At 58.9% G+C, this 26,713-nt stretch carries 28 protein-coding genes and 2 pseudogenes; 11 read left to right on the top strand and 19 right to left on the bottom strand.

Going from position 1 to position 26,713, the window contains the following annotated elements:
• Positions 1 to 2 precede the first annotated feature (2 nt).
• From EGH25_RS12225 to EGH25_RS03640, 6 genes and pseudogenes are all read right to left on the bottom strand, one after another.
• Positions 3 to 1,070, bottom strand: a pseudogene (locus tag EGH25_RS12225) (topoisomerase DNA-binding C4 zinc finger domain-containing protein); the annotation flags it as partial.
• Positions 1,071 to 1,232: 162 nt separating this feature from the next.
• A pseudogene (locus tag EGH25_RS03660) lies at positions 1,233 to 4,109 on the bottom strand (DNA topoisomerase I); the annotation flags it as partial.
• Positions 4,110 to 4,139: 30 nt separating this feature from the next.
• Positions 4,140 to 4,463 (bottom strand): chorismate mutase, encoded by a 324-nt coding sequence (locus EGH25_RS03655; protein WP_266086292.1) that lies wholly within the window; start codon positions 4,461 to 4,463, stop codon positions 4,140 to 4,142.
• On the bottom strand, positions 4,385 to 5,245 hold the full coding sequence (locus EGH25_RS03650; RefSeq protein WP_266086291.1) for a shikimate kinase: 861 nt from the start codon (positions 5,243 to 5,245) through the stop codon (positions 4,385 to 4,387). Before EGH25_RS03650 ends, EGH25_RS03655 begins: the two co-directional genes overlap by 79 nt.
• Before the next feature lie 7 nt (positions 5,246 to 5,252).
• Entirely contained in the window at positions 5,253 to 6,098 is an 846-nt protein-coding gene (locus EGH25_RS03645; protein WP_266086290.1) for a YgfZ/GcvT domain-containing protein, read from the bottom strand.
• A 2-nt stretch (positions 6,099 to 6,100) separates the two neighbouring features.
• Positions 6,101 to 6,328, bottom strand: coding sequence for an Lrp/AsnC family transcriptional regulator (locus EGH25_RS03640; RefSeq protein ID WP_266086289.1), 228 nt, complete (start codon positions 6,326 to 6,328; stop codon positions 6,101 to 6,103).
• Between the two features lie 148 nt (positions 6,329 to 6,476).
• On the opposite strand from EGH25_RS03640, the gene EGH25_RS03635 reads away from it, so the two are divergent.
• On the top strand, positions 6,477 to 8,258 hold the full coding sequence (locus tag EGH25_RS03635; RefSeq protein WP_266086288.1) for a 2-oxo acid dehydrogenase subunit E2: 1,782 nt from the start codon (positions 6,477 to 6,479) through the stop codon (positions 8,256 to 8,258).
• 267 nt (positions 8,259 to 8,525) lie between these two features.
• Here the strand turns inward: EGH25_RS03635 and EGH25_RS03630 are convergent, their stop codons facing one another.
• Complete coding sequence (locus tag EGH25_RS03630; protein ID WP_266086287.1) at positions 8,526 to 8,684, bottom strand: hypothetical protein; 159 nt, start codon at positions 8,682 to 8,684, stop codon at positions 8,526 to 8,528.
• Between the two features lie 227 nt (positions 8,685 to 8,911).
• Here EGH25_RS03630 and EGH25_RS03625 point away from each other — a divergent pair, with 227 nt between their 5' ends.
• Complete coding sequence (locus tag EGH25_RS03625; protein ID WP_266086286.1) at positions 8,912 to 10,105, top strand: hypothetical protein; 1,194 nt, start codon at positions 8,912 to 8,914, stop codon at positions 10,103 to 10,105.
• Between the two features lie 70 nt (positions 10,106 to 10,175).
• On the opposite strand, the gene EGH25_RS03620 is transcribed toward EGH25_RS03625, so the two are convergent.
• Entirely contained in the window at positions 10,176 to 10,334 is a 159-nt protein-coding gene (locus tag EGH25_RS03620; protein WP_266086285.1) for a hypothetical protein, read from the bottom strand.
• 37 nt (positions 10,335 to 10,371) lie between these two features.
• On the opposite strand from EGH25_RS03620, the gene EGH25_RS03615 reads away from it, so the two are divergent.
• Positions 10,372 to 10,812 (top strand): MaoC family dehydratase, encoded by a 441-nt coding sequence (locus EGH25_RS03615; protein WP_266086284.1) that lies wholly within the window; start codon positions 10,372 to 10,374, stop codon positions 10,810 to 10,812.
• On the opposite strand, the gene EGH25_RS03610 is transcribed toward EGH25_RS03615, so the two are convergent.
• From EGH25_RS03610 to EGH25_RS03560, 11 genes are all read right to left on the bottom strand, one after another.
• Positions 10,809 to 12,485 (bottom strand): FAD-binding protein, encoded by a 1,677-nt coding sequence (locus EGH25_RS03610; protein ID WP_266086283.1) that lies wholly within the window; start codon positions 12,483 to 12,485, stop codon positions 10,809 to 10,811. The genes EGH25_RS03615 and EGH25_RS03610 overlap by 4 nt on opposite strands.
• Positions 12,486 to 12,506: 21 nt before the next feature.
• Positions 12,507 to 13,274 (bottom strand): succinate dehydrogenase/fumarate reductase iron-sulfur subunit, encoded by a 768-nt coding sequence (locus EGH25_RS03605; protein WP_266086282.1) that lies wholly within the window; start codon positions 13,272 to 13,274, stop codon positions 12,507 to 12,509.
• 6 nt (positions 13,275 to 13,280) lie between these two features.
• Positions 13,281 to 13,718: a succinate dehydrogenase/fumarate reductase transmembrane subunit gene (locus EGH25_RS03600; RefSeq protein ID WP_266086281.1), complete on the bottom strand. Its 438-nt coding sequence runs from the start codon at positions 13,716 to 13,718 to the stop codon at positions 13,281 to 13,283.
• A gap of 2 nt (positions 13,719 to 13,720) precedes the next feature.
• A complete protein-coding gene (gene sdhC, locus EGH25_RS03595) occupies positions 13,721 to 14,131 on the bottom strand; it encodes a succinate dehydrogenase, cytochrome b556 subunit (protein ID WP_266086280.1) in 411 nt (136 codons plus the stop codon).
• 43 nt (positions 14,132 to 14,174) lie between these two features.
• Positions 14,175 to 14,504, bottom strand: coding sequence for a hypothetical protein (locus EGH25_RS03590; protein ID WP_266086279.1), 330 nt, complete (start codon positions 14,502 to 14,504; stop codon positions 14,175 to 14,177).
• A gap of 91 nt (positions 14,505 to 14,595) precedes the next feature.
• Positions 14,596 to 15,234, bottom strand: a complete 639-nt coding sequence (locus tag EGH25_RS03585) for a TenA family protein (RefSeq protein WP_266086278.1) — start codon at positions 15,232 to 15,234, stop codon at positions 14,596 to 14,598.
• Positions 15,231 to 15,890: a thiaminase II gene (gene tenA, locus EGH25_RS03580; RefSeq protein ID WP_266086276.1), complete on the bottom strand. Its 660-nt coding sequence runs from the start codon at positions 15,888 to 15,890 to the stop codon at positions 15,231 to 15,233. The genes EGH25_RS03585 and tenA overlap by 4 nt, the downstream gene beginning before the upstream one ends.
• 47 nt (positions 15,891 to 15,937) lie before the next feature.
• Entirely contained in the window at positions 15,938 to 16,297 is a 360-nt protein-coding gene (locus EGH25_RS03575; RefSeq protein ID WP_266086274.1) for a DUF192 domain-containing protein, read from the bottom strand.
• On the bottom strand, positions 16,294 to 16,851 hold the full coding sequence (locus tag EGH25_RS03570; protein ID WP_266086272.1) for a DUF7500 family protein: 558 nt from the start codon (positions 16,849 to 16,851) through the stop codon (positions 16,294 to 16,296). Before EGH25_RS03570 ends, EGH25_RS03575 begins: the two co-directional genes overlap by 4 nt.
• 41 nt (positions 16,852 to 16,892) lie before the next feature.
• Entirely contained in the window at positions 16,893 to 17,471 is a 579-nt protein-coding gene (locus EGH25_RS03565; protein ID WP_266086270.1) for an archaellin/type IV pilin N-terminal domain-containing protein, read from the bottom strand.
• Positions 17,472 to 17,477: 6 nt separating this feature from the next.
• Positions 17,478 to 18,047, bottom strand: a complete 570-nt coding sequence (locus EGH25_RS03560; RefSeq protein WP_266086268.1) for an archaellin/type IV pilin N-terminal domain-containing protein — start codon at positions 18,045 to 18,047, stop codon at positions 17,478 to 17,480.
• Between the two features lie 327 nt (positions 18,048 to 18,374).
• Here EGH25_RS03560 and EGH25_RS03555 point away from each other — a divergent pair, with 327 nt between their 5' ends.
• The 8 genes from EGH25_RS03555 to EGH25_RS03520 are packed head-to-tail and all read left to right on the top strand — an operon-like array spanning position 18,375 to position 26,679.
• Positions 18,375 to 19,508: a FlaD/FlaE family flagellar protein gene (locus EGH25_RS03555; RefSeq protein ID WP_266086266.1), complete on the top strand. Its 1,134-nt coding sequence runs from the start codon at positions 18,375 to 18,377 to the stop codon at positions 19,506 to 19,508.
• 1 nt (position 19,509) lies between these two features.
• The gene (gene arlF, locus EGH25_RS03550) at positions 19,510 to 19,944 is read left to right on the top strand and encodes an archaellum stator protein ArlF (RefSeq protein ID WP_266086264.1); all 435 of its coding nucleotides are present in this window, start codon (positions 19,510 to 19,512) and stop codon (positions 19,942 to 19,944) included.
• Positions 19,944 to 20,393, top strand: coding sequence for an archaellum stator protein ArlG (gene arlG / locus EGH25_RS03545; protein ID WP_266086263.1), 450 nt, complete (start codon positions 19,944 to 19,946; stop codon positions 20,391 to 20,393). Before arlF ends, arlG begins: the two co-directional genes overlap by 1 nt.
• On the top strand, positions 20,390 to 21,148 hold the full coding sequence (gene arlH / locus EGH25_RS03540) for an archaellum protein ArlH (RefSeq protein ID WP_266086261.1): 759 nt from the start codon (positions 20,390 to 20,392) through the stop codon (positions 21,146 to 21,148). The genes arlG and arlH overlap by 4 nt, the downstream gene beginning before the upstream one ends.
• A 6-nt stretch (positions 21,149 to 21,154) precedes the next feature.
• Positions 21,155 to 22,831 carry a type II/IV secretion system ATPase subunit gene (locus EGH25_RS03535; RefSeq protein ID WP_266086260.1) on the top strand — a complete coding sequence of 559 codons (1,677 nt, stop codon included), beginning with the start codon at positions 21,155 to 21,157 and terminating at the stop codon, positions 22,829 to 22,831.
• 3 nt (positions 22,832 to 22,834) lie between these two features.
• On the top strand, positions 22,835 to 24,553 hold the full coding sequence (flaJ, locus tag EGH25_RS03530; RefSeq protein WP_266086258.1) for an archaellar assembly protein FlaJ: 1,719 nt from the start codon (positions 22,835 to 22,837) through the stop codon (positions 24,551 to 24,553).
• Between the two features lie 2 nt (positions 24,554 to 24,555).
• Entirely contained in the window at positions 24,556 to 25,752 is a 1,197-nt protein-coding gene (locus tag EGH25_RS03525) for a HEAT repeat domain-containing protein (RefSeq protein ID WP_266086257.1), read from the top strand.
• 54 nt (positions 25,753 to 25,806) lie between these two features.
• Complete coding sequence (locus tag EGH25_RS03520; protein WP_266086256.1) at positions 25,807 to 26,679, top strand: CheF family chemotaxis protein; 873 nt, start codon at positions 25,807 to 25,809, stop codon at positions 26,677 to 26,679.
• Positions 26,680 to 26,713 lie beyond the last annotated feature (34 nt).

Raw genomic sequence — 26,713 nt, 5'->3', positions numbered from 1 at the left:
GGTCATGCCGACTGCCACCCCTCTATACGCGAAGCGGTTACGCCGTCAACGTCCTCGGCGAGTTCGTCGGGGTCGGCTTCGTTGAGGTCGTCGACCGTCTCTACGCCCGCGTCCTCCAACTTCTCCTCCGTCGCGGGACCGACGCCGTCGATCGCGCGGAGACCTTTCTCCTCCTCCTGTTCTGCCTTGTAGCTCTCGTAGTTACAGATGGGACATCCGAGTTCCCAAGGCTCGTCGCTCCAGCTCTGGTGTACGACGAGTTCGGGCAGGTCGTGCTCTTCGCATATACCGTCGGTGACCTCTACATCGCCGCGGCGCGGTAAGGGCAACGAGTAGTCACAGTCGGGGTAACGCGTACATCCGACGAGCCTTCCGCCGCCGCGTGTCTGCTTGATAGCGAGTTCGCCGCCCTCGTCGTCACCGCAGTCGGGGCAGTCCCCGATTACGATGTCGTCCTCCTCCTCCGCCTCATCCGCCTTGCATATAGGACATCCGTGGACGTACGTGCTACGTCCGTTGAGGATCTTGACGTGTTTGAGACCGTGTTCGTCGCATTCGTCGTCGGTCAGAACGAGCTTTCCGTCGTCGGGGAGAGGGTAGGTGTTCTCGCATTCGGGGTACGAGTCGCATCCCACGAACTCGTCGCCGCCGCGCGACGTGCGTACGACGAGATCGCCCCCGCATTCGGGACAGTCGCCGAGCGTGCGATCCTCCTTCAAGCCTTGGAGGAGCGTCTCGCCTATCTCGTCCTCCTTCTCCTCCAGTATCTCAAAGATCCGGTCGAGCATCTCGCGCGACTCCTCCATGACCGCGTCCTGTGAAACCTCGCCCTCCGAGATACGCCGCATGTCGTCTTCGAGCTGTTCGGTCATCTCAGGATCCGTAACGAGGTCGGCGTACTCGTCCATCGCCTCAACGACGGCGCGCGCAAGCCCCGTCGGACGCGGCGGGTTGCTCTCGACGTATCCGCGGCTGTACAGCTTGTCGATCGTGTTGTGGCGCGTAGAGTTGTGTACGACAGCACCGCCTTCGACGGCGAAGTTGGGTGCTTCCTCGTCGACCGTCAGGTCGTAGACGTAGCCGTCGTAGTCGCGCTCTTGGGTAGCCGTTACGGTCGCAGAGCACGGCTTTCGGGCGACGACAGCGTAGACGGAGCCTCTGAACGCTTCCCTGTCCGCCGAGTAGTAGTACTCCCTGTTGGCGTTATGTGATCTGTTGCTACCCTCGGCGCGTCTCTCGACGTAGCCCTCGTCGCTTAGTTCGGTCAGGTACTTGTTCACCATGCTACGCGTGACGCCCAGCTCCGACGCGAGTTCGTCCGACGTACGTTCCTCGTCGGAGACGAGTTCGAGCACCGTCGCCTTCGAAGCCGTGAAGCTGTACCCCCGGAGGCGTGAGACGCCACGTTGGAACTTCTCGTCGGCGAGCACGGGAACCGTGTCGAGGAAGCTTTCGAGGTCGCGCCTACCGCGGATGTAGAGCTTGTGCTGGTCACGGTTGAGGCTGGAGCCTACGCCGTGTGCGGACAGGGCTTCGGTTACGTCCTCCAGAAGCCCGTGATCCGTGTTAGATATGAACGCCTTTCCGTCGGTAGAGATGTGCCCTTCGTCGTCGAAGAGAGCGCCTACGAAGACGGGCTGGAGTGAACGGGGAACGTCTGTCGGTGAGAAATCCCTCAGGAGGTGGCGTACGACACGTGCCACAGCCGACGGTGCCTGAGCCTGATACTTCGTCTTTCTGGAGTCGTCCGTCTCACGTCTCCGAACCGTAGGCTCGACACCGAAGACGTTCTCGAAGTCACGGACGAACCTCCTGATGAGGGCGGGATCCGTGTTTTGGTAACGTAGATCGACAGTGTTACCGTCCGAGACATGGACGGAGCCGTCGCCCAGTACCGAACCGAGCAGACGCGCGATCGACGGCGTCCATTCGATTGGGAACGGGTCGAACGTAACGTCGTCGTTGAGACCGTGTACGCCGTCGGGTTCGGCGTCAAGCTCGCGGAGGAGCCAGAGAGGAGGGTCACGGTCGCCCGTCTCGAACCTGCTTACTGCGTCGTGGTAGGTTCCGTGTCTCTCTGCGAACTCAGCCTGCGACTCGTCGCGGCGGTCGCGTGCCTCCGACACGGCGTCGTTACAGCCCGTTCCGTAGAGCTTGGTTTCCTTGTCGCAGTCGGAGGCGAACCCATCCCACGTGAGCGCCGCTTCGTGGGTGGCTTGGGCACCGACCGAGGGGCGCACGGAGACGAGCCTGTCGCCGGCGTTCAGATCCGAAGCCGGCACGACGCGGATGTCCCCCTCGCCGTCGCCGTCGGTGTCGTAGACGTAGACGGGGTGATCTTCGGTTACGGAGAAGACGGCTGTAGAAGTCCTGACGCGGAACACACGTTCGCCCTCCTCCACCTCGCGTCTACTGACCAACGTACCGTCGCGGCGTCCGACTGAGCGCGCCGTGTGATCCAAGGAAAGTACCGACGTTTCGTCGCGCGAGAACGCCACGTCCGTGTCGCCGTCGGCGAGAGCCACGCGCGTGGGGTCGAACAGCTCGGATACACGTGTACGTCGCACGTCTTCGTCGCCCGCTCCGTCCTCGTCGGGGACGACGACGCGCGTGTCAGCCGTGAGACATTTCGTCCCCACCCCCTCGTCCTCCATACGTTCGACGAGCTTCGACTGTCCGATACGTGATGGCGGCTGTGTCTCCTTCTCCTCTATACGCGCCTCATCGACCTCAAGCGTCTCGCCCTCTTCGAGTTCGGGCAGACGGTTCTCGTCCGTCCCGAAGTACGGGTAGTACTCGTGGTATCCCGCGTCGAGGAGGCGTCTTCCGTTCGACTTGTACCTGTCGCCGTCTATACCGAACGTCGCGCGTACGTGCTCCCACTCGGCGGGCGGTGCGAGAGTAGCGAAGAACCTGCGGACGACGAGTTCGTAGACCTCCCACTCGTCTTCCGAGAGTTCGTCGTGCGTCGCGAGAGCCGTCGGGTAGATAGGCGGGTGGTCGGTCGTCTCCTTGTCACCGCTCGTCGGTGCGCGTCCGAGTTCGGCGAGCTGGGTGGCGTCGTCGGCGAACTCGTCGTGGTTCTCCAGAACGCCGAGCACGCCGTACACATCGATATCGTCGGGGTAGACCGTGTTGTCGGTGCGCGGGTACGATATGAAGCCGTTTGTGTAAAGCTCCTCTGCGACGCTCATAGCGCGCGAGGCGTTGAAGCCCAACGAACCCGCGGCACGTATGAACGCCGTCGTGTCGAAGGGCTTGGGCGGGTAGTCGTTACGCGTCCGTGTGCTCACCTCGACTGTCTCCGCTCCCGAAGCATCCGACGCGCGGTCGTGAACAGTCTCCGCCGTCTCACCGTCCCAGACGCGTTCCTGCTCCCTGCCGTCGTCCTTGTAGAAGTGCTGTGCCTCCACCGTTCGGTCGTCCTTGAGGAGGTCGATGTAGATCTCCCAGTACGGATCAGGCTCGAACTCCTCTATCTCCTTCTCGCGGTCGACGAGTATCTTCAATGTCGGCGACTGTACGCGTCCGACCGAGAGGTACGAGTCACCGAGGCGGTTCGACGCGAGCGAGAGGTACCGCGTCAACGCCGCGCCCCAGACGAGATCTATTATCTGACGCGCCTCGCCCGCGGCGGCGAGGTCGAAGTCGAGTTCGTCGCGGTCGTCGAACGCGGAGCGTACCTCGTTAGGGGTAAGCGACGAGAAACGGACACGGTCGACGGGTACGTCCGCGGAGTCCTTGATTATCTCGTAAGCCTCCTTTCCTATGAGTTCGCCCTCGGAGTCGTAGTCTGTGGCGATGACAGCACGGTGTGCGTCACGCGCGAGACGTTCGACCGCCGAAACGATATCCTTCTTGCTCGGATTTTTCTCTATCTCCGCATCGACGAGTTCGGAGGGTTCGACGGCGTGCCAGTCGTTGTACTCGTCCGTAAAGTCGACCTCGACGACGTGACCCGCGAGACCGATACAGACGCGCTCGCCGGTCTCGTCGTGCCATTCGTACGTCTTGACGCCGTTGGCGCTCCCCGTCGAGAAGTCGCCACCTGAGAGTATCTCGGCGATACGTTCGGCGGCGTTGTTCTTCTCGGCGATTACGAGTTCCACACGCGGTCTATCCGCGCTCGCATATAAAAATCAGTCGGTGTCCGTATGCCGTCTCTGCTCGTCCTTGCTCATGCCCATGAGGAGTTCGAAGACCTCGCGCACCGTCTCGGGGTCGACCTCAAGCGATTCGGCGCGCTCCTCGACGCGTTCGAGAACCTCCTCCTCGCGGTCGGGGTCGTGTATCCCCATACCGCGTTCCTCCTTGACACGCGCGATGCTCTCGGCGACGTACGTACGGCGGGCGATGCTCTCGACGATACCGTTGTCGATCTCCTCTATCTCTTCGCGGAGTTCGTCGAGGCTCCCCTGTTGTCCGTTTCGGGTCTCAGAACCTTTCCGTCGAGTTTCTTCCAATCTTTCGCAACCTCCTGTATATCCTCGGTGTCTCCTATCGCCGCAAATGAGGGCCCCGTTCCACTTAAACCCGCGCCTTCTGCATGCGCGAGTGCGTCGACGGCGGGCGAGGCGTCGCGTCGGAGCGCGGCGCAGTAGGCGAATCCGTTGGTCGTCATACCGTCGGCGTAGTCACCGTCGCGTGCCATATCGAACGCGCGTTCGACGACGGGGGCAACGAGCTTCGAACGTCCGACGTCGGTCGATGCGCTCGGCGCGCGCTCGTCAGGGACGTAGACGGCGACGGAGCGGTCGAACGGTTCGCGATGGAGGAGTTCGTCGGACGAGTTGTCGGTGAGAACGACGCCGCCGAGTGCGCTCGCCGTCGCGTCGTCAAGAGCGCCCGTGATCGTCACGCCCGCGTCGCGCGCCGCCTCCACGCCAACGAGCGCGGTTTCGAGTGGTTCGAGCGTGTCCGTCTCGCCGAGGGCGTCAAGTGTTGCGAGCACCGTCGCGTTCGCGGCGGCGGACGACGACTTGAGTCCGCTTTCGGGCGGTATCTCAGTCGTCGTTTCGACGGTTCCGCCCGCTTCGATACCGAAACGCGCGACAGTCTTCTCGACGCAGGTCTCTATGAGCGTCGTGTCTACGTCGACATCGGTGGTTCCGTCCACCCCTGCGGCGCTTTCGTCGAGTTCGACCGTCGCGTGGGTTCGTAGGTCGACGGCGAAGGCGCTTCCCTTGAGCGTCGCTATGGCGTTGACGACAGTCGCCGCGCCGGGTGCGGACGCCTCGCCCTTCATGCGTCGTTCATACGTCCTCCCGCAGAGGCGGCTTACGCGCCTCGGCTTCGACGCCTTCCACCTCGACGGTACCGCCGACGGCGTCGGTTTCGATGTACGCCAGACCGATATCGCCGTAACGCGGTGAGTCGGCGACAGTCGTCGTCTCCCCGACGGGCGTTCCGTCACGCATCACCGTCGCGCCTTCCGAGACGTTGTCTTCGAGGACGAGCGGATGTAGGACGCGCGACGCGCCGCCGCCGCGTTGCCTCACACGCGCGACGACCTCCTGACCGACGTAGCACTTGTCCTCGCTGAAAAGTTCGAGACGCGCGCCGACGGGTATACGTCCCGCGAGTTCGTTCTCAAAGCCCGCGACGCCAGCCTCGACACGGAGCGCGTCGGCGTGGTCGTCGTAACGCGGCGCGTCGGGCTTCAGTTGGTCGCCGACGGCGTCGTACCCGCCGGGTACAGACCGTTTCGCCTCGTAGGTAGCCTCTGCGTCGAGCTTCCCTACGGCTTGTGCGGCTTCGGATCCCTGTACAGAAACGACGCCGTGGTCGGTCTTCTGGATCTCAACGTCCTCGACGAAGATGTTCGACCGCCATACATCGGCGGTTTCGTCGGGTCGGCGTGAGAGGACGAGGAAGCCGTTGTCGCGCGGGACGACACGGAGGTCGTCCTGTGTCTTCCCGTTAGGATCGAGAAGGAGTGCGCGCGTCGGTCGGTCACGTACCTCGGCGGTCACGGTTCTGTCGAGGAAGTCGTGCGCGTCCTCGCCCGTGAGGCGCAGAACCTCGGCGTCGAGCGGTTTCCAGCCGAAGGTGTCGTAGACCGCCTCGTACCCCGCCGTTTCGTTTCCTTCTTCGGTCACTTTCAGGTCGATATGCAGGTGGTGGTGTCTCCCACACCGGGAAGACCGTGTATCTTTCCTGCGACTATCTTGAGGAGTTCGTCGACCTCGTCAACCTCAAGCTTAGAGATGACGTCGTAGTCTCCGGTCACGGCGGTTACCTCTACGACCTCGTCGAAGTTCTCCATCTCGTCCACGATACCCTGTATCGACCCGGTTTCACAGGTCATCAGGACGTACGCTTGTACCATGGTCGTCGTACGGTGTCTTCCGTAATACGTCTGTTCATGTCTTAGCCGTCGGTGCGGGGGTGACGGTCTAAGACGCGTCTTACGCGGAGCGCGCCTCGAAAAAGGTTATCTACCTCCGGAAGAACTGTTAGGAGGAACTACCAGCACCATGGCACACGAGTTTAATCTACCCGACGTTGGGGACGGGATCGAGGAAGCCGAGGTTCTAAAATGGATGGTGAACGTCGGCGACGGCGTGCTCGAAGACGACCCGATCGCCGAGGTTGAGACTGAGAGGGCGATAATCGAGATACCTTCGCCCGTCGACGGAGCCGTAGACCGGTTACACGCCGACGAGGGTGAGACGGTCGGCGTCGGGAACCGTCTGGTGACGTTCGAGAAGGGCGAGGGGGGTACAGCGAGAAACGACGGAGGCGTCGAGATACTCGACAGCGACGGAAACGCGGCTGTTGACGTGGACGCCGACGGAGGCGACGAGGATACTGTCGAGAACGACGGTGACGACGACGGAGCGTCGGAGGCGACGCGACGGCTCGCGCGCGAGATGGGTGTTAGCCTCGACGACGTAGAGGGGAGCGGCGCGGACGGACGTATCGTCGCGCAGGACGTACTCCACGCGGCGAAACAGGATCAGGAGAGACGCGACGGTGAGCGCGGCGACGAGGAAGCCGAGGATCCGGGAACCGGTATACCCGGAAAGGGCGAGAAGACACCGGCTATGGAGGACGACGATACGGCACCCGACTTCGGACAGCCTGAGACGCCCGCCGTCGAGCCAAACACAGCCGAGGAGACGAGTATGTTCGGCGACGAGACGCCGACGGCAGAGAGAAGCGACGAGAGCGAGGGGGAGGAAGGGGAGCCAGAGACGGAGAAGGAGAAAGAAGCAGGGGTAGAGGCAGAGACGGAGAGGGGGACGGAGGCGAAGGGTGAGACAGGTAAGGAGGCGGAGAAGGATGACGGAGAGGGTGAGGAGGAGACAGAAGCAGTGACAGAAACAGGAACTGAAAGGGGAGGAGGGATAGAAACGGAGACGGAGGAGGAAATAGAAAGGAAAACCGGAGAAGATGAGGAAGAGGACGAAGGCTCCGACGGCACCGAGGACGAGGCGTCGGCGAAGCCGAGACGGACGGTTGAGGAGGTGAGGAAAGAGACGGAAGGTGAGAAGGTGGAGTCACCGTTTGACGAAGCCGGAGACGTGACCGACGAGAACGGTGACGTGACAGAAGGGACGAAGCGGACGTGCGGTACGGACTCAACCGAGGAGGGTACGACACCCGACGGCTCCTCGCGGATACGCGCGGAAGACGAGATGGACGCGAAGACGGATCGGAGCGGGGAGGGTAGATCGCTGATGACACACCACGACGTTGCCGACGCCGAGAGGCTGGTCGAGGCGCGCGAAGCCATGAACGGCTCCGTCGACATGCATCTGACGTACACGCCTCTTCTCGTCAAGGCGTGCTCCGTAGCCCTCGTCGACCACGGTGTCTTCGGCGAGGAGGACGCCGAAGGCGTGGACGTAGGCGTAGCCGTCGAGACGGAAGACGGTGTCGCCGTACCCGTCGTGGAGAACGCCGACCGTAGAGGCGTCGTCGGGATATCCAACAGGATCGCCGAGGCGGTCGAGGGGGAGAGTTCGGGTGAGAGGGGCGAGACCGGCGACACGGACGCCGGGTTCACGGTTGTCAACGTCGGCGCAGTAGGCGGCGACGGTGTCTCGCCCGTCGTCGACATGCCGGGCGCCACAGCACTCTCTGTCGGAGAGATACGGAGACGCCCGTCGGTCGTAGATGACGAGGTTGTGGCGCGGTACACAGCGCCGTTACATCTAACCTTCGACGGACGTGTCGCCGACACGGCGAAGGCAGTAAGGCTTACCAACGAGATCGGACGGTATCTGAGCGAACCCGCCACGATGCTTCTGTAAGGTACCTTTTCCTCGGTTTTAACCGGTAAAAAAAGAGTACGCGTCTGAAACGTCTTCGCAGAGGTGACCTCAACGCCGCCGGGTGGGAGCGGCGTAGACGCGCAGGCGGGGACTGTCCCGCGCGTCTTACATTCACAGTTTAGGCGGAGTTACATATAAACACAGCCCCGCTCTTATCATTCCTGATAGAGCTGGCGTAGCTCCTCACCGTCGCGCGGGCAGTATTCGTAGCCCTCGTCGCGCGTACGGAAGCCGCAGACGGGGCACTCACGGACGGCGCTTTCGTCGTCGCCGAACAGGAAGGGGGACGAAAGGCACGAGTAGGAAGAGGAACAGGACGTCGAAGTAGACGGCGACTGCGACGCTGACGGCGACGGTAAATAGACCGACAACGATCGCGGTCGCCGTCCGCGAGCCGAGCCTCATCCGTAGCTCCGTCCTCCGACGCACCGGACACAGAACCCCGATGAGGTGTCGTAATGTTCGTCGCATACGGTACCACCGCATGATCCGCAGGTGTGGTTGGCAGGGGACGAACAGATGTAGCAGACGCCGGTCACGCTCATGCCGGATGTACGTGTCTTGGAGCCAAAACCTCTGGGTTGCGCACAGGGATTTATGTCGGTGGGGCGCTTAACAAGAAGGACGACAAGATGGTACTCGACAGAGTAAAGGATAAGCTGACGGGAGGCGGTTCGGAAGAACGCGAGACCGAAGTTGTGATGCCCGCGGACCCCGCGGTGGTGAAGAAGACCGCAAAGGAGGTCGATCTGTCGCGCGACGAAGTTGAGGACGGTGTGAAACGTTTTCAGGAGGTCGGCGCTATGGCTTTCCCGGTTATCGACAAGAAGGCTGTACGCGGAGAGGACGGAACGAGCGTGAAGGACGACGAGTCGCCGTCGTTCCTTTACGCCGTCCACGAGGACGACGAGGTCTTGGTGGTCGGGGGAGCGAAGAACATAATCCTGAGCCTCGCCGACCGTCTGGAGATGTCTAACGCCGAGAGACGCGCCGTCACGCTCTCTCAACGCGCCGCCGCCGACGCCAACGGCTTTTCGGAGCATATGGTGATGGACGACGTCTTCATGGTTCCCAAGCAGAAACGTTTCGTGAGCCGTCTGGACGGTTTCGGTGACACGGGTGGAGAGGACGACGGGGCGGCGGACGCCTTACGCGACAAGATGGACGGTGTGCAGGAGGTCGAGGAGGACGGCTTCGTGCTCGAAACCTCCGAGAGGTTCGGGAACGCGCTCAACCTCGACGACAAGAAGTACTTCGGTGTCACGTACGGAGCCGACCACGAGTCGTTGAGGCTCGAACTCGACCCGTCGGCGGGCGGCGAGGACGTACGTCACAGTGTGATACAGCCCGACGGCAACATACATATACCGCGCGAGGTCGCCGTCGGTCTCGGCGTCGAACACCGTGACGTTGACTGGCGGATGGAGGACGGAAAGGTCGTGGGCGTGATGGAGGACGGACGTATGGACGACGAAGTAGAGGACACGGTGCGTACGAGTCTCGTCGAGGACAACGTAAACGAGAAGGTGCGCGCGCATCTCGCAGGTAGCCACACACGGACGCTCAACATCGAGGAAGGCGACGAGATGGCGGTCTACCTCGAACCCGACGGCGACGACTTTGCTGTCGTGGCGACGCCACGTATCTTCGATGCGCCGACTGACCGTACCGTAGAGATAGAGAACATCGGAAAGGGAACAGAGATGATATGCTTCTCGTTCCCCGAGGAGGTCGCCGATGTTCTTGAGGTCGACGACGGGAAGGACAGACAGATCGAGTGGGGCGTACGTGGCGACGAACTCGTCGGAACCGTCGTACGTCTCTGACACGACGGCAGGCGCGCCGACTATCTCACGTCTCTAAGCCATCGGAGCCGTCGTACGTCCTACGCGCGGTTCAGAACGTCAGATGTTCGCGGCAGAAATGCTTGGGTCTGCCGTCCTCGTACTCCGTCACGCCTATCTTGCCGACGCTCCCTCCGCGGTGGGACTCCGTCTCCTCGGGTTCAAGGAATACGTCGTCGCCGCAGATGTCACACGTGACCTTCTTTGCCATAGTAAGACTTAGCCGTCGGCGCGGAAAACCTTGACGCATGACGAAGTTCTACGACGACATAGAGGTGGGCGACGGATGGACGACGGGGACGCACGAGGTCACGAAGGACGAGATAGTCGGCTTCGCGCGCGAGTACGACCCTCAGCGCATGCACACCGACGAGGACGAGGCGCGCCAAACCTTCTTCGGCGGTCTCGTTGCGAGCGGATGGCACACCGCCGCGGTGTCGATGCGTCTTCTCGTGGATAGCTTCCTCGAAAGGTACGCCGTCGTCGGCGCGACGGGCGTCGACACAGTACGGTGGCACGAACCCGTACGTCCGGGCGACGTGTTACGCGTCACGATCGAGACGATCGAGAAGGAGTCATGGAACGACGCGATAGGTATGGTACGTTACGAGCAGGAGACGGCACGAGAACGCGACGGAGAGGTCGTTATGTCTCTCACCGCGGACGTACTCTTTGAGAAGGAGGGTTAGTACGACCGCGCCTTGGGCTTGTACTCCTTGATCTCAACGTCCTCGTATTCGACGGTGGGACCATCGTCGGTGTGGTAGACCATCGTGTGCTTCAGCCAGTCGTCGTCGTTACGCTCCTGATTCTCGTAACGCCAGTGTGCGCCCCGCGACTCCGTACGTTCGAGAGCACCGAGGGTAACCGCCTCGGCGACGTCGAGTATCGAACGTAGCTCGATGGTCTGTGTCAGATCCGTGTTAAACGTATGCGAGGTATCCTTGACGTTGACGTTCTGGTAACGTTCGCGCGCCTCGTGTATCGTTTCGAGCGCATCCATCAGACCCTCCTCGTCGCGGAAGACGTTGACCTTCTCGGTCATTATATCCTGCACATCCTGACGTATCTCCGACTGGTGCTCGCCCGTTCCGTCCATGAGCGAGTCGATACGCGCGCGCTCATCCTTAACGGCTTCCTCGACAGACTTGGTCGAGACGTTCGTGAGATGGTTGTTTGCGGCGTGCTCGCCCGCGAGTCTACCGAATACGACGAGTTCGAGCAGGGCGTTACCTCCGAGACGGTTCGCGCCGTGGACGGAGACACAAGCCGCCTCTCCGACGGCGTACATACCCGGAAGCTCCGTCTCGCCGTCGGCGTTGCACGCGATACCGCCCATCGAGTAATGCTGTCCGGGCTTGACCGGAATGGGTTCGGTCACGGGATCGACATCCTCGAAGTCGCGCGCGAGTTCGAGAATCTGTGAGAGGCGCTCCTCTATCTTCTCCTCGCCGAAATGCGTCAGGTCGAGGTGTACAGTGTCGTCGGCGAAGCCACGCCCCTCCTGAACCTCCGTAAGCTCGGCGCGCGAGACGACGTCGCGCGAGGCGAGTTCGCCGTCGTTGGGCGCGTAGCCGTACTCGTACATGAACCGCTCACCCTTGTTGTTGTACAGTATACCGCCCTCGCCACGACAGCCCTCGGTGATCAGTATACCCGTCGATGGTAACGTCGTGGGATGGAACTGAACGAACTCCATGTCTTCCATCGGCACACCCGCGCGGTACGCCATGCTCATACCGTCGCCGGTGCACGAGACGGCGTTCGTCGTATGCTCGAAGACCTGACCCATGCCGCCCGTGGCGAAGACGGTCGCTCCCGCTGTGAAGCCCTCCATCTCGCCGGACTGTATGTCGTACGCGACGACGCCGTGACACTTACCGTTGTCACGGACGACGTTGGTAACGTGCCACTCGTCGTAGACGGTTACGCCGCGTTTCATCACCTGCTCGTACATCGTGTGGAGGAGCATATGCCCCGTCTTGTCGCTCGCGTACGTCGTACGCGGGAACGACAGACCGCCGAACGCGCGCTGTGAGACGCGCCCGTTCTCGTCGCGCGAGAAAGCCATACCCATGTTTTCGAGGTTGATGACCTCCTTGGGAGCCTCCTCGGTCATCGTCTCTATGGCGTCCTGGTCGCCGATGTAGTCGCTACCCTTGACGGTGTCGTACGCGTGATCCTTCCAGTCGTCCTCCTCCTTCAGAGCGGCGTTGATACCGCCCTCCGCCGCGCCCGTATGTGAGCGCACCGGATGGAGCTTGGTGACCATCGCAACGTCAGCGCCCGCTTCGTGTGCGGCGACGGCGGCGCGTAGACCAGCACCGCCGGCACCGACTATGAGAACATCGTGCTTTTTCATGTTTTTTCGTGGTGTTTTCTACTATCTCCAGAATCTTAGCTTTTCCTTGACGGCGTCGCGCGACATCTCCATGATCGCCTCAGTCGGCGAGATACCCTTGGGACAGACCTCGGTGCAGTTGAACTGCGTGTGGCATCTGTAGATACCATGCGAGCTTTCGAGCATTTCGAGGCGTCGTTTACGCGTCTCCTCGCCCTCGCGCTCGTCCTTGTAGAACCTGTACGCCTTCGCGAGCGCCGCGGGTCCGGGGAAGTCGGAGTCGGTCGCCGCGGGCGAACACGACGACGTGCACGCGCCGCACCAGATGCAGTCGAGCACCGTGTCTATGTTCTTACGGTTCTCAGGCGACTGTAGGTACTCCTCGCCCGTCTCGGGTTCGTGGTCTGGCTGGAACCACGGCTCTACGCTCTCCATACGGTCGTAGAACTCGTTCATCTCGACGACGAGGTCACGTATAACATCGAAACGTGGTAGGGGTTCGACGTCTATCGGCTGGCTAAGCTCGCTAACCTGCGTGTTGCACGCGAGCCTCTGTGTACCGTTTATATAGACGGCGTCGCTACCGCAACGTGCCATACGGCACGAGTGGCGTACCGTCAGCGACGAGTCCTGTTCGTCACGTATCTTTATGAGGGCGTCGAGTACCGTCATGCCCTCGAACGTCTCTATCTCGTACGTCTCAGTATGGGGTTCGTCGTCCTCCTCAGGTATGTACCTGAAGACGTCAAGCTCTGCCTTGCCCTCCGCTGTCGCGGGTTCGGATCTCTGTGTCTCTTGTGTCGTTGCCATGTTTTATCACCTTGGGTCGTAGACCTGCCAGAAAGGCTCGAAGAAGGCGAGGAAGATCAGTATACCCTGTACGAACAGTGCGGCGCTGAATACTATGAAGAAGTACTTGATGGGCTTCTCGTACGCCCTGAGCGTATCCTGCTCCATAAGTACGTTGTAGACGCCGTACATGCCGTGGAAGACGGAGAAGCCGAGTAGCGAGATAGCTGTGGCTTGGTAGAGGAAGGCGGGCATGTTGATCGTTATCTGTCCGAGTACGTGGTCGCCCTGTATAAGCCCGTTCGTGATACGCTCCACCGTGTTTCCCGCCGTAACGTTCGCCGCGCCGACTATGAAGTGCTCGACCGCGAAATGGAAGCCGAGGAGTACGACGAGACCCACGCCTGTTACGCGTTGGAGGAACCAGTTCCAGCCTGCCGTCTTTGATGGTTTCTGTGTGCTCATTGTTATAGTAGGAAGAACGGTACGCCGACCATTACGACCGCGAAGCTCAGCGCTATGCTCAGGTAGAACAGCTGTTCCTGAACGTCCAGCCCGATCGTCATGTCAAACATCACTATACGTACCCCGTTGAGGGCGTGGAAGACGAAGGCGGCGAAAAGACCGACCTCCAACAGCTTGACGATGAACAGCGACTCCAGACCGTGTATGATCTCGGTGTACTCCGTATGTCCCAGCCAGAAGCCGGTTCCGAGCACCGTGAGATGCATGACGAGGTAGAACGAAAGCACGAGACCCGTAAAACGGTGTAGGTAGAACGCCCACATACCGGGCTTGTGCTTAGCCCAGTCCTTCCACCTGCCGACGTCCTCGATACGCCCCCTGTCATAGGAATCGACGCGTCTGTCTTGGCTCATCTGTGCTTGAAGATAATGTTGGTCGTATCCGTTATATGTGCTGTTATTTGGCTTCGACAGCCGGTTCCTCTTTTAGCTCGTTGACGCGCTGGCTCAGGAGTTCCTTCAGATACGGCTCGTCCTCCATCTCCTCCGGCGTGTTGAGACGCGTGAACGTGACGCCGCCGCGTTCCTCGGTACCGTCGGCTCCCTTGTCGTACACAGTCGCCTCGACGACACGGTTCGCCCAGTCGCGTACCTCAAGCTTCCAGACGCCGTCCTCGTCCGTCGTATAGACGCCCGCGAGGAGGTTGTCGTACGACTCCCTGTCAACGGGTTCGCCTGTCTCAGGGACGGTTTCCTCGTCCACCTTTGACGGGTCTCTGTTGACCATACGCGCGATACGTTCCGCGACTGTATGAAACTGATGGATCACGCGCGGGTTGTGCGCGTTCGCGCATGAGTACGGTACGGTACGCTCACCGCTACCGGTACGCGGCGTCGAAGAAACGCGCCTCAAGCTCTACTGTACGCGCGAACACCTCACCGACACGGTCACCGCGGTCGTCGGAAAGACGGCGTCCGCGTTCGTCGAGTTCGGAGCGGAGCCAGTCGACGTACCCCGCAAAGGCTTCGACGGTATGTATCTCAACCCATTCGTCGAGGTACCACCGGTCGTGGTCGGCTTCGGCGGCGTACGCGCACCAGTCGAGGTAGACCCATTCGGCGGCGAGTATAGACGCGAGCGTCTCCTCGTAGCCGTCCTCGCGCGCGACGCGGTGCATGAAGTCGACGAAAGCCTCCGTCGTCGGGTGGAGGTCGGGGTTCTCGTACACGTCGTCGGAGACGCCGAGTTCGTCGAATGCGCGTACGAAGTAGTCGTTCTCACCGCCCGTCAGGACGCCTAACTGTTGGGTGAGACGCGACATCTCCGTCATCGTGGGGGCGTCGGCGACGGCGAGCGCGGTTACGCGCGCACCGGTTTCGAGGAAGGCGTAGTCGTCGACGAGATAGTTGCGGAAGACACCGTCGTCAAGGCTTCCGTCGCGGTACCCCTCGACGAAACGGTGACGTGTCGCGTCCTTCCACGCCGACCCGTTACGCAGACGTTCGGTGAACGTCATACGTCCCAGCCCTCCTGCGTGTAACACATCCCCCAGAAGGCGTGTTCGAGGCGCGCAGAACGGACGAAGGCGTCGCGCATCGCCTCGCGCTCGCCGGGGTAACGTTCGGCACAGTCGTCGACGAATTCTCGCATCCAGCCGACGGCTTCGACGAACTCGTCGCTCGTGTACTTGTCTATGAAAGGCGTGTAACGGTTTTCGCCGTCGGCGAGTTCGTCCATACGGCGCGCAACGTCGAGGTATCCCTGCCCGCACGGGTATACCGCCGCGGAGATCTCGGCGAGAGAACCCTCGTGTGCGACACGCAGGAGGTAGTTGGTGTACGCTACACACGTCGGTGCCTTGGTCGTCGACTCAAGTTCGTCGCGCGACAGACCGTAGTCGTCAGCGAAGCCACGGTGTAGCTCCATCTCGTAGTCGAGTATCGTGTGCGCTGTCCCGACGAGACGCGTCATAGTCTCCTCGTCGCGTGCCCGACCCCCCGCGACCGCAAAGACGCGCGCGTAGTCGAGCAGGTACCTGTAGTCCTGTCTGACCCAGTGAAGGAAGGCGTCCTCGTCGAGTTCGCCGCGTGCGAGTTCGACCACGAACGGATGCTGTTTCTGCGCCTCCCATATCTCCGAGCCTTCTTCGAGAAGTTGGTCGCTAAACTCCATGTCGGTGTTTCGTCTACAAGCCACTACAATCTTGTTATATTACTCGGTTATACTTGGTCGAAGACGAGAACGTCGCCCTCCTCGACGCCGTCCGCGCCACCCGCAGGGAGTTCGACGACGGTCGATGCGGGTTCGGCGGCGTATCCTAACCACGGACGGAGACGCCGGACGGAGACGACGCGGTCGTCGGCGTCGAGGAAGACGGCGTCTATAGGAAAACGTACGAAGACAGTATGGAGACCGACGCGGCGTTCGCTCCCGAACTCGAAGACGAGCGCGTAGCCGTCGTCTACGGGGGAACAGAACATAAGACCGACTGCGCGCGAAACGAAGCCGTCGGCTACCTCAACGTCGTCGGCTATCACCTCATCCCCGACCCGGACGGAGTCATATTCGTCGGGGGTCATTCGGATCTGAGGGGGAAGCCGCCGGAGTCACGCGCCGCTTCTATCAGGTTCTCGACTGAGTCATCCTTAGACACCTCGAGGGATCTAACGGCTTCTTCAAGTGCCGCGGAAGGGATCTTCACATCGACAGAGGAGGCGTGTAAAAGAAGCCCTATAGCCTCATCCTTTGGAGTATCCTCGGAGAGGAGATCAACGTACGCCGCGACGTACTGGGCAAACGAGTCGGATACGTCATCATGCGCCACAGTAGTTTCAAGCCTGTTTCCCTCTACTGAAAGCGTTATACTGTAGCTGTACTCCGAGTTGGGTAAGGGATCCTCAGCCGTCGGTTCCTCCGATGCAGAGCGGTTCGGTGTGGAGCGACCCGAGTCGTGGTCTTCGAGTTCGCTCTCATCGGCGGATCCGACATCGGGCTTCCCGGTCGAGGAGACAACGTACCTTCCGTCGTCTATCTCGACGGAGTAGTTCTTGTCGGGTTCGAGATCCTGTGGCGAGAGTACGCCCTTGTCCGAGTTCGGAAGCGCTTCCGTGTCCTCATCGGGATCCGGCTCCATAACCATCCTAACTTCCGCAGGAAAATAAGAGTAAGGGGGTTTTACCTGGACAGAACCACGTCGTCGCCACTCTCCAGGTTCTCGGGCGCCGAGAGGAAGGCGGTCGTCTCCGCGCCGGACTGTGTCACCAGCGTGATATCCGCCGACTCTCCTGCCGATACCGAAGACACCTCAGAGGCTGGCAGGGAGATGGTGTACCTGTCCTCCCTGTCCTCAATCACGTCGTTACCGCTTGACCCGGTTAGCTCGGTTATGCTACTGCTCGCGTCTCCAATATCGACGGTGGTCACGGTTCCGCCGCCGCTGAACCTAAGCGTCGAGGCGCTTATGTTTATCTGCCCGGATCCCGATGCCTTCGAGACGGTTATGTTGTAGCTGTTACCGGAGCCCGGAGCGGCGCTACCATTGTTAGGGGCAACGACGTTGACGACCTGCATCCTGTCGGAGACCTGCGCCGTCGCCTCCTGACCTGTCTGTTCCGCCTGCGACTGGAGAAACCCTGCCGTGTTCACGAGAACCGCCGCCGCGATAGCCGCGACAAGTACCATCGCGATGAACACGATCAGGGTTCCGATTCCAACCTGACCTTTGCTATCTTCTATGGTTTTCTTGTTTCTCATCTTTTATTACCTCGATAGGCTGACGCTGTCGTCGGCGCTGAACTCCGCGAGTGTCTCAGGTGCCGTGAGATAGACGGTAGACTCGGCACCTGACTCAGAGATTAGTGTCAGCTGTGCCTCTTCACCGGGCTCCAGCACCTCCGGCTCGTTAACCGTCAAGACGAACCTGTCGGAGTCATCGGAAAGTACCGGCGACGTACCGCCTGCGTCGGTTATGGTTCCGACGTCAGCGGAGCTGACGGTGAGTGTCTGTGTTTCGGTGGGTCCGTCAAACAGTATCGTCGCGTTCGCTAAGTTGACGTTCCCGGCACCAGGTGACTTCGATACGACGACCTTCAGATCATCTATCGTACTTGACCCTGTGACCGTACCGTTGGCACTTACCGACTGTACCCTGTCGGAGACCTGCGCCGTCGCCTCCTGACCTGTCTGTTCCGCCTGCGATTGGAGAAACCCTGCCGTGTTCACGAGAACCGCCGCCGCGATAGCCGCGACAAGTACCATCGCGATGAACACGATCAGGGTTCCGATTCCAACCTGACCTTTGCTATCTTCTATGGTTTTCTTGTTTCTCATTCGTTTTCTCCCGGTGTCCGCTTGTGACGGACACATCATATTTGGAAATACTGTTCTAACTCATAAACCCGGGGGCAAAATTATCAGCGCCGATAAACGGCGGGTAAGACGGAGTATACGGGGTAATACTCGCGGACGTGTTTCAGCTGTATGTACCATCTTTCACCCCTCAGGCGCTCGCGGACACGCGTGAACATATTATACTGATAACCTCTGACCGTTATCAGGGATGATACTACCTGGGAAAACTTTTTATATCAAATAGGGCATCTATACACAGAGAGCTATGACCGAAAACGACGGAGACACAGGTAACGGAGGTGAAAGATGGGAATAATGAGTGTCCTAGACAGCCTCACCGACGACAGTCAGAGGTCGCCGGAGGACGAGGATGAAGAGGAAAACTTCTTCGGAGGGGGTTCCGAGGAAGAGCTCTCCGGTGAAGACGAAGGGTTCTCCGGTGGAGGAGGAGACGACGAATGGGACGATGACTTCGGCGGCGGGGACGATTCGGTTCTTGAGATAGAGGAACGCGTCGACGAGATAGAGGACGAGGTTATGGAGATGTCCTCAACCGTCTCGACGGTGAAAAGTGAGAACGAGGAGATAGGCGAACAGATCGACGATATAGAGGAAAACGTCAGGAGCCTCCTAGAGATATACGAGATGGTGACGCGGGGAGTAAACCCGTTCGCAGACGGGGACTCCGTATCAGCAGGAGACGGGTTCGACCTCTTCGACACAAAGGATAAGTCTGAGACGGCACCCGGAAGCGACGAAGTAACCGATGCCGACGCCGAGAGCTTCTTCGAGGACGACGAGTTTGAACAGGAGACGGAGGAAGACATGGATACACAGAATGAAGAAGGCGCGAGCTTCGACGAACTCAAGGAGGAGTACGAGGAAAAGGAAGAGGACTCTTCCGAAGAAGACGAAGAAGACGTATCTTTTGATGAGCTCAAAGAGGAGTATGAAGAGGGGACAGAGCCGGGCGAGCCGGACGCCGAAACTGAAGATGACACGGAAGAGAAGTCAGAGACAGAGCAGGAGGCGGAGACAGAACAGGCGACAAAGCCGACACAGGAGGACAACGATGAAGTCGAGGAGGAAATAGAAAGAATATACACAGACGAAAGGGTGAAGCTAGAGAGCCTTCCCCGAGGGTACGCGTCGGACGCACTGGTAATGGAGTGGGTTACGTTTTTGATAGAAGAAGCCGGCGTAGAAGACTGTGTCAGGTCGATAAACTACTACGTGGAGATCGACTGGATAGGAGACGAGGCGGGGGAGGAACTCAAGAGCTTCATGTTGGGACACCCGGAGGTAGAGGAAGAAGACGTCTCGATAAGTAGTAGCGCTCCCTCTTCGGTAGGGATGGACTCACATCTCGAAAGCCTGAGGTACGTCTCGCGTCTCGAAGGAGGAGCCGACGGCAGAGAAGTGGTGGAAAGCGCGGTATAACATGGGATTCAGCGTAAGCGGTTCAACGGCGGTTATATTCCTCGGCATAGTCATAAGTGTCGGGATAGTACTGTCTGCCGCTCAGACAACGGGTTCGGAGCTGAGTAACTCTTGGAACCAAAGGACGTCTGATATGCTAGGTCAGAAAAACACGTATATCAACGTGACCGACGCTAAGTACAACAAGACACTGTCTAAGGTCACCGTAAACGCAACCAACATGGGCAGTACAACCCTTTCAATCGACAAGCTCAACCTCCTTGTGGACGGGAATCTCAAGCCGGATAGGGGGGTACAGGTCGTCGGAGCAAGGAAAAGTTCGCTCTGGCTACCTGGTGAGAAGATCAGCTTCACCGGCAACTCAACCGGGATGGTAGAGTCTGTCGAGGTCGTGACCGGAAACGGGGTTTCGAGGGTGAAGGAGGTGGACGGCTGATGGCAGGGGTCAGCGTCTCCCACATGGTAATATTCATAGCCTCGATAGGGGTAGCGGTCGGGGTAGCAGGGGCATTAGTGACGACGGTCAACGACGTCAGCAGTGCGGTCACCAGCCAAGGTCAAGGGCTATCCGAGACTGTAAGAACCGATATCTCTGTTATAAGTGACCCCGGGCGCGGCATTGTGTACGAGGACGGTAACGTAACACTGCTTGTAAAGAACACGGGTTCCGGCGACTTACGTGCGAGCGAAGAGAACATCAACGTGGTCGTGGATGGGAAGTATGCCGGCAACATAACCGTGAATGTCGTGAGCACTAGCCTTGACGTCTGGGCAGAAGGCGAAGTCATCAGGCTGACTGCGGAAGGAACTTCACTTGACAGCGGCGACCACAGGGCGGTTGTCACGGTGAACGGAAACAAGGAGGTCTTCAAGTTCAGAACATGAGCCAGAAAGGATCAAAGCTATACCCGCTTGGAATGGAGGATCACGACAGGCTGAACAACGAACTGGGTGGCGGACTACCCCAAGGAAGCATAGTACTGATGGAAGGTAACTACGGGGCGGGTAAAAGTGCGCTATCCCAGAGGTTCACGTATGGGCTGTGCGAGGAAGGATACTCTGTGACGCTTATCTCAACGGAGTTAGACGTGGGAGGGTTTATCGATCAGATGCATTCGCTCTCGTACGACACCGAGAGCCATCTCCTAAACGAGGATCTTCTTTACCTCCACGCCGATATAGACACGGAAGGGAAGCTATCGGGCGGTGATGAAGGTGATAGAAAGGAGCTACTAAAGAGACTGATGGAGGCGGAGGCGGTCTGGAACGCTGACGTGGTCATCATAGACACGTTCGACGCCATACTTCGGAACGACCCCAAGTTCGACGCACTTGTCCGTAACAACGAGGAAAGACAGGCGGCTCTGGAGATCGTCTCTTTCTTCCGAGACATCGCTTCACAGGGCAAGACCATCGTCCTTACTGTCGACCCATCGACCGTTGACGGCGACGCAATCGGCCCGTTCAGGGCGATAGCCGACGGGTACTTCGAGTTAGAGATGGTCGAGGTGGGAAGTGACGTTCGGAGGCATATGGCGGTAAAACGTTTCGCAGGTATGGGGGGTCAGGTGGGCGACCACATAGGCTACTCGGTCAGGTCAGGTATAGGCATCGTGATAGAGAGCAGAGAGGTCGCGTAATCCAGCATGACAGAGCACGGAAGTAAAAAGATATCGGATGACCTCAGGAGGAGGGCGGCGAAGCATCCACACCTCCGCGACCACCTCAAGAAGTTCAAACAGATAGCCGGGGAGTTCCCTATGATGATAGACGAACTCACCCCACAGCACGAGGTCAGTAACCCTAACGTCATCTACCCTGTCGGTGGACCCGTGTTCTGTCACGTCTACGGGGACTTCGGACGCGATACCAAGTACTACGCCGTCGAACCTGAGATAGGAAACGACCAGAGGAGTCTGTTCGAGCGCGTCCGACGTAAGCTCCTCGATATAAGCGTCAGTCAGCCCGCCCCGGACGAGGAGACAGAGTACGACGACAGAATAGAGGAACTCCTTGATGAGATACTCCGGCGCGGCGATGGGGGGATAGGCGCGAAGATGACGGAGTACGCACCCTGGCTCGAACCCATCGTGAACTCGGTATCCGGGGAACCCGTCGACGGACACACGTACGAGGCGATACGTTACAGACTCAACCGCGATATAGTGGGGTTGGGTCCGCTCGAACCGGTGATGCGGGACGATACAAACGAGGATATACACGTCATAGGTCCTGAGAGATGTTACGTCGATAATGAGGTCTTCGGGATGCTCAATACGAACGTGAAGTTCGACAGCCCGGAGAAGTACGACACATGGCTACGTAACATGGGCGAGCGTATCGGTGACCCCGTGAGTGACTCCGATCCCATAGTCGACTCAACCCTTCCGGACGGTTCGCGTATCAATATAATCTACTCCGACGACGTGAGCCTTGATGGTCCGTCGCTCACGATACGTCAGGACGAAGGCGTACCGCTTTCGATACTCCAGATTACCAAGTGGGGGACGTTATCGCCCGAACTTGCCGCGTACCTCTGGCTCTGTCTCGAAAACGAACAGACGGTTTTCGTCGTCGGGGAGACGGCTTCGGGTAAGACGACGACGCTAAACTCTATGCTTTCGTTTGTTCCTCGTGACCACAAGATATACACGGCGGAAGACACCGCCGAGGTCATGCCCCCACACGACAACTGGCAACAGCTTCTGACACGTGAGGGTTCAGGAGAGGGTAGCTCAGACGTCGATATGTTTGATCTCGTCGCCGCCGCGCTCCGTTCACGACCCGACTACATCGTCGTCGGTGAGGTTCGGGGAGAGGAAGGTCGTATGGCGTTTCAGGCGGCACAGACAGGGCACCCGGTGATGCTGACCTTCCACGCATCGGACATCGTCTCTATGATACAGAGGTTTACAGGGGATCCGATAAACGTCCCCGAGACTTTCATGGATAACTGTGATGTCGCCCTGTTCCAGAACCGAGTTAAACGCGAGGACGAGATACTCCGCCGAGTGACGAGCGTCCAAGAGATAGAGGGATACTCGGAGGAGATGGACGGCGTCGTGACACGGCAGTCGTTCTACTGGGATCCCGCCCAAGACGAGATAGTCTTTCAGGGTGTCAACAACTCATACGTCCTTGAGGAGCGTATAGCCAAGCTACTCGGGTACGAGGACACGCGTAAGATATACGATGACCTCCAACACCGCGCACGTATTATCGAGAGGGCGATAGAAGAGAACATACTCGGATACCATGAGGTCAACGAGGCGATAGAGGGTTACCAAAGGGACGGAACCGATGGGCTACCTTTTGAGGTGTGAAAGATGTCCGCAGAGAACGAGAAAGGTACGGGGATTTCAGGATCCGTGGAAGAGATCGTCTCCGCGTACCGTGAGATGGAGATGGGGGCTAGACGGTACCTGGGTTTCGTGGTTCTGCCGCTGTTCTTCTTCTTCCTGCTGATCGTCGGTGCCGTCATATTCATCCAGCCCGCGGCGATAATCTCAGCGCTACTCTCTCTGCTTGGGATATTCGCGATCATCGTCGCGGTCGTGTATCCGAAGGTTTCGTTAGAGAGTAGGAAGACAGAGATAAACGAAAAGTTCCACATCTATCTCACCCATATGACGGTGCTATCGACCACCAACATAGACAGGGTCGAGGTCTTCCGTGAGCTTTCGAAGGAGGAGGAGTACGGTGAGATAGCGAAAGAGACCCGACGTATCATAGAGATAGTTGAGACATGGAACCAGAGCCTGGACGACGCCTGCAAAAGGCGGTCAAAAAAGGTTCCTAGCGACATGATGTCGGACTTTCTGGACAGGCTGGCGTATACGATGCGGGCGGGACGTGAACTCAACTCGTTTCTGGTGAGGGAACAGGAGAACATGCTGGACGAGTACGTCACGATGTACAACGGGGAGCTGGACAACCTTGACGTGCTCAAGGATCTGTACCTGTCGATGGTACTCTCAACATCCTTTGGTATGGTATTTGCGGTGATACTTCCGATACTCACCGACACGGATCCGACTATCGTCGTAGCCGTCGTCGTCGTCATATTTGGATTTATACAGATGGGTTTCCTGTACGCGATCTCAGTGACGGTGCCACACGACCCCGTCTGGTACATACCCGATGAGACGAAGACCGATGCGTCGAAGACTATCCGGCGGACTGTCGCCGTAGCGGTAGTGGTGTCTTTCGGTCTTGCCGCGGGCGTCGTCGGGGTCTACTTCGGGGTGGCTCCTTTCGCATTCGGTCAGTATCCGATGCCGATGTACCTCGCGGTGGCGGTTTCGCCTTTCCTAATACCCGGGATTCTGATAAGAAGGCTGGAGAAAGGTGTAACCAAGCGGGACGAAGTTTTCCCGGAGTTCGTACGTGGACTCGGCTCGGTCGAGAGCGCGAAACAGACGACGACAACCGATGTCCTCAAGGATCTGCGCAAGAAAGATTTTGGTAACCTTACTCCGGAAATAAACAACCTGTACAAACGCCTCAACATGCGTATAGAGCCGAGCGGTGCGTGGAAACGGTTCACCTACGAGTGTGGCTCGTATCTTATACAGAAGTTTAGTAGCATGTACCTCGTGGGGCGCGAGATGGGGGGCGACCCGCGGCATCTGGGCGAACTCATAAGCGAGAACTTCAGCGTCGCCCTCAATCTCCGGGAAAACAGAAAACGGATGACCGTAACGATAATAGGAGTCCTGTACGGAATGACAGCGGCGATGTCGTTCGCGCTTTTCTTAGGCGTGGAGATCGTGAGGATCCTGACCGAGGTATCCAGCGACTTCGAACTCTCCGAAATGGGTTTCGGACAGCTACTCTATCCGGGTATATACAACTTACAGCAGATAGGGATGCTCATACTCGTCGTCGTCCTGCTGAACGCCATCTTTTCGTCGCTTATGATAAGATCGATAGACGGGGGACACAAGGCAAACGCATCTCTCCACTTCGTGGCACTCACGTGGCTTGGCTGTGGCATAGGCATCGGAACAGCACGGGCGGTAGACGGGCTCATAACGGTGGGATAGAGATGTCGCTGTACGAACTTGAACGCGAGAAGGACACAGAAGGTATCGCCGAAGTACTAAGAGATAGTGACAAAGAGGCGGTGCGGAAAAGAGCGGCAGAGATACTTGGACGTATACCCGAGAGCGCGGGACGAGAGATAGTCAAAGGACTCGTTGAGGCGGCTACAAACGACTCCTCAAGATCGGTTCGGATCGCCGCAGTCGGTTCATTAAAAAAGCTCGACGAAAAGAACGGACTGGCGAACGTGGTTTCGGACGACGGAGCCGACGACGTTGTGCCACTCGCTGTCGAAGGTAAACGTTCGGATGAGAGGGCGGTCCGAGCGGCGTCGATCCTTCTCCTCGGGGCGGCTGACGGTAAAAGAGCGGTCGAGGCTCTCGTTGACGCCGCCGACGATCCCGACAAGCAGGTGCGTGAGGTGGCGGCGCGAACGATCAAAGAGACAGACCACCCTGCAGCCGTTGAAGCACTGATAAGCATGTCCGACGATCCTTCGCCAAAGGTGCGTGAAACGGTCGCGGACGCCGTCGCCGAACACGCCGAATTCGGTGACTCCGAAGAGGTCGTACTGGAGCTTTCGGAGGATAAAAACGGAAGCGTCAGAAGAGCCGCGGCTAGTTCGCTCGGTAGCTTCGGAACCGAAAGAGCCGTCAGGAGGGAGGCAGAGATGCTTGGCGACGGATATGAACCCGTTCGTCTGTCCGCGGCGTTCTCCATCGTGGAGTCACTGTCGAACGCGCCGACGGAGAGGAGTCACGAGATACGCAAGTCGGCGGCTAAAGCCACCGAAAAGTGCGCTGTGGGAGAAAGGACAGCGGAGGCACTCGCGGATGTTCTTGGAGCCGATGAGAGGGCGGCGAGGCGTAACGCGGCATGGCTCTTAGGACGTGTCTCTCAGCCAACCGGGGGGATCGTCAACAGTCTCATCGAGGCTCTGGGAGACGAAGATGAGACAACGGCTCGGTTCGCCGCAAACTCACTCGCCGAGACAGGTGGATCAAAGGCTGAGAAGGCGGTGATCGAAGCAACGGAAGTAGAGGACACGAGGGAGATGGCTGTTTTCGCACTCGGCGAACTCGGAGGGGAGAAAGCCGGAAAGGTACTGTCGAATCTCGTGGACGGAACCGAGAGCGATACGGTGCGGGAGAAGGCTTTTTCTGCTCTTTCGAAGCTCGACGACCCTGAAACTCATATCTGATAAACGAGGAGTAACCTATATGCCGTGTCGAGCACATTATGGAACACGACCGGAATGAGTAGCTCAGAACGCAAGATAGCCGATGAGATAGGAAAGTTCGTCCAGCCTGTAAAAAAAGGTAGAGAGATGAACAACTCCGGCTGGATAGACGGACGTATTATTGTTTCTAACAAAAGAATCATACTGGCTAGCAACAAGGGAGAAAGGAAGCTTCCGTTAGAAAAGATAGAAGACGTTGGCGGGAGGTACGACGTAAACCAGAAGATAGCGGGTGTCTCCGACTACGTTAGCCTCACGCTCAACGGCGGAAACGATATAATACTCCTGACATCTTCGGAAGACACGGAAAATCTCGAAAGGTCGGTGTTCGGCGCGGTACTTGACCACAGATACGTGTTGGTCAAAAGCCCTGCAGTTGAGGGAGGTGTCGTCCAAGACACGGAATGGGAGCGTAGCAAGCTAAAGACAGACGAAGGTGAGCTGGCACTCGCCTTAGAGACGGGAAAGCTAGTCTCGGTGGAGCTTGACGACGTAAGCGCATTCGAAGCTACGACACGATCCGTGAAAGGCGAAAAAAGCGGCGTCTTGGAGGTGGAGCACACGTCGGAAGAGGGTTCTACGGTAGAAACTCATATCTCATCACAGAAACGTATTGCTGAGTTCGTGGGTAGCTACGTTAGCCGTGGCTTAGAGGAGACCGAGACCGCGGTCGAACTCGACGAGACCCAGAGGCGTGTCCTCGTAGCACTGTACTCCGGGGTCTCGCCGTTCGATATACCTGACTTTCTTGACAAGGAGGTCGGGGATATAGAGGAGATATACGAGCGCCTCATAGAGGCAGGCGTTCTTGAGGAGGTACGTGTCAGGCGGGAGGTTGACCTCACAACGAGAGGTAGAAACATGGCGAGCGAAGCGATGAACGAGTAAACTGATACACCCTCGTTATCAGACGTGATACGAT

The organism is Halorutilus salinus (genome assembly GCF_026242195.1).
GTDB classification, from domain to species: domain Archaea; phylum Halobacteriota; class Halobacteria; order Halobacteriales; family Halorutilaceae; genus Halorutilus; species Halorutilus salinus.
The sequence above is the reverse complement of the archived record's forward strand: the minus strand, read 5'-3'. Positions and strand labels throughout refer to the sequence as shown.

Excerpts from the sequence above, each read along its gene's own strand:
- EGH25_RS03650 (WP_266086291.1), bottom strand. The coding sequence starts at position 5,245 with ATGAAGGGCGAGGCGTCCGCACCCGGCGCGGCGACTGTCGTCAACGCC.
- EGH25_RS03640 (WP_266086289.1), bottom strand. The coding sequence starts at position 6,328 with ATGGTACAAGCGTACGTCCTGATGACCTGTGAAACCGGGTCGATACAG.
- EGH25_RS03635 (WP_266086288.1), top strand. The coding sequence starts at position 6,477 with ATGGCACACGAGTTTAATCTACCCGACGTTGGGGACGGGATCGAGGAA.
- EGH25_RS03630 (WP_266086287.1), bottom strand. The coding sequence starts at position 8,684 with ATGAGGCTCGGCTCGCGGACGGCGACCGCGATCGTTGTCGGTCTATTT.
- EGH25_RS03625 (WP_266086286.1), top strand. The coding sequence starts at position 8,912 with ATGGTACTCGACAGAGTAAAGGATAAGCTGACGGGAGGCGGTTCGGAA.
- EGH25_RS03620 (WP_266086285.1), bottom strand. The coding sequence starts at position 10,334 with ATGGCAAAGAAGGTCACGTGTGACATCTGCGGCGACGACGTATTCCTT.
- EGH25_RS03615 (WP_266086284.1), top strand. The coding sequence starts at position 10,372 with ATGACGAAGTTCTACGACGACATAGAGGTGGGCGACGGATGGACGACG.
- EGH25_RS03610 (WP_266086283.1), bottom strand. The coding sequence starts at position 12,485 with ATGAAAAAGCACGATGTTCTCATAGTCGGTGCCGGCGGTGCTGGTCTA.
- EGH25_RS03605 (WP_266086282.1), bottom strand. The coding sequence starts at position 13,274 with ATGGCAACGACACAAGAGACACAGAGATCCGAACCCGCGACAGCGGAG.
- EGH25_RS03600 (WP_266086281.1), bottom strand. The coding sequence starts at position 13,718 with ATGAGCACACAGAAACCATCAAAGACGGCAGGCTGGAACTGGTTCCTC.
- sdhC (WP_266086280.1), bottom strand. The coding sequence starts at position 14,131 with ATGAGCCAAGACAGACGCGTCGATTCCTATGACAGGGGGCGTATCGAG.
- EGH25_RS03590 (WP_266086279.1), bottom strand. The coding sequence starts at position 14,504 with ATGGTCAACAGAGACCCGTCAAAGGTGGACGAGGAAACCGTCCCTGAG.
- EGH25_RS03585 (WP_266086278.1), bottom strand. The coding sequence starts at position 15,234 with ATGACGTTCACCGAACGTCTGCGTAACGGGTCGGCGTGGAAGGACGCG.
- tenA (WP_266086276.1), bottom strand. The coding sequence starts at position 15,890 with ATGGAGTTTAGCGACCAACTTCTCGAAGAAGGCTCGGAGATATGGGAG.
- EGH25_RS03575 (WP_266086274.1), bottom strand. The coding sequence starts at position 16,297 with ATGACCCCCGACGAATATGACTCCGTCCGGGTCGGGGATGAGGTGATA.
- EGH25_RS03570 (WP_266086272.1), bottom strand. The coding sequence starts at position 16,851 with ATGGAGCCGGATCCCGATGAGGACACGGAAGCGCTTCCGAACTCGGAC.
- EGH25_RS03565 (WP_266086270.1), bottom strand. The coding sequence starts at position 17,471 with ATGAGAAACAAGAAAACCATAGAAGATAGCAAAGGTCAGGTTGGAATC.
- EGH25_RS03560 (WP_266086268.1), bottom strand. The coding sequence starts at position 18,047 with ATGAGAAACAAGAAAACCATAGAAGATAGCAAAGGTCAGGTTGGAATC.
- EGH25_RS03555 (WP_266086266.1), top strand. The coding sequence starts at position 18,375 with ATGGGAATAATGAGTGTCCTAGACAGCCTCACCGACGACAGTCAGAGG.
- arlF (WP_266086264.1), top strand. The coding sequence starts at position 19,510 with ATGGGATTCAGCGTAAGCGGTTCAACGGCGGTTATATTCCTCGGCATA.
- arlG (WP_266086263.1), top strand. The coding sequence starts at position 19,944 with ATGGCAGGGGTCAGCGTCTCCCACATGGTAATATTCATAGCCTCGATA.
- arlH (WP_266086261.1), top strand. The coding sequence starts at position 20,390 with ATGAGCCAGAAAGGATCAAAGCTATACCCGCTTGGAATGGAGGATCAC.
- EGH25_RS03535 (WP_266086260.1), top strand. The coding sequence starts at position 21,155 with ATGACAGAGCACGGAAGTAAAAAGATATCGGATGACCTCAGGAGGAGG.
- flaJ (WP_266086258.1), top strand. The coding sequence starts at position 22,835 with ATGTCCGCAGAGAACGAGAAAGGTACGGGGATTTCAGGATCCGTGGAA.
- EGH25_RS03525 (WP_266086257.1), top strand. The coding sequence starts at position 24,556 with ATGTCGCTGTACGAACTTGAACGCGAGAAGGACACAGAAGGTATCGCC.
- EGH25_RS03520 (WP_266086256.1), top strand. The coding sequence starts at position 25,807 with ATGAGTAGCTCAGAACGCAAGATAGCCGATGAGATAGGAAAGTTCGTC.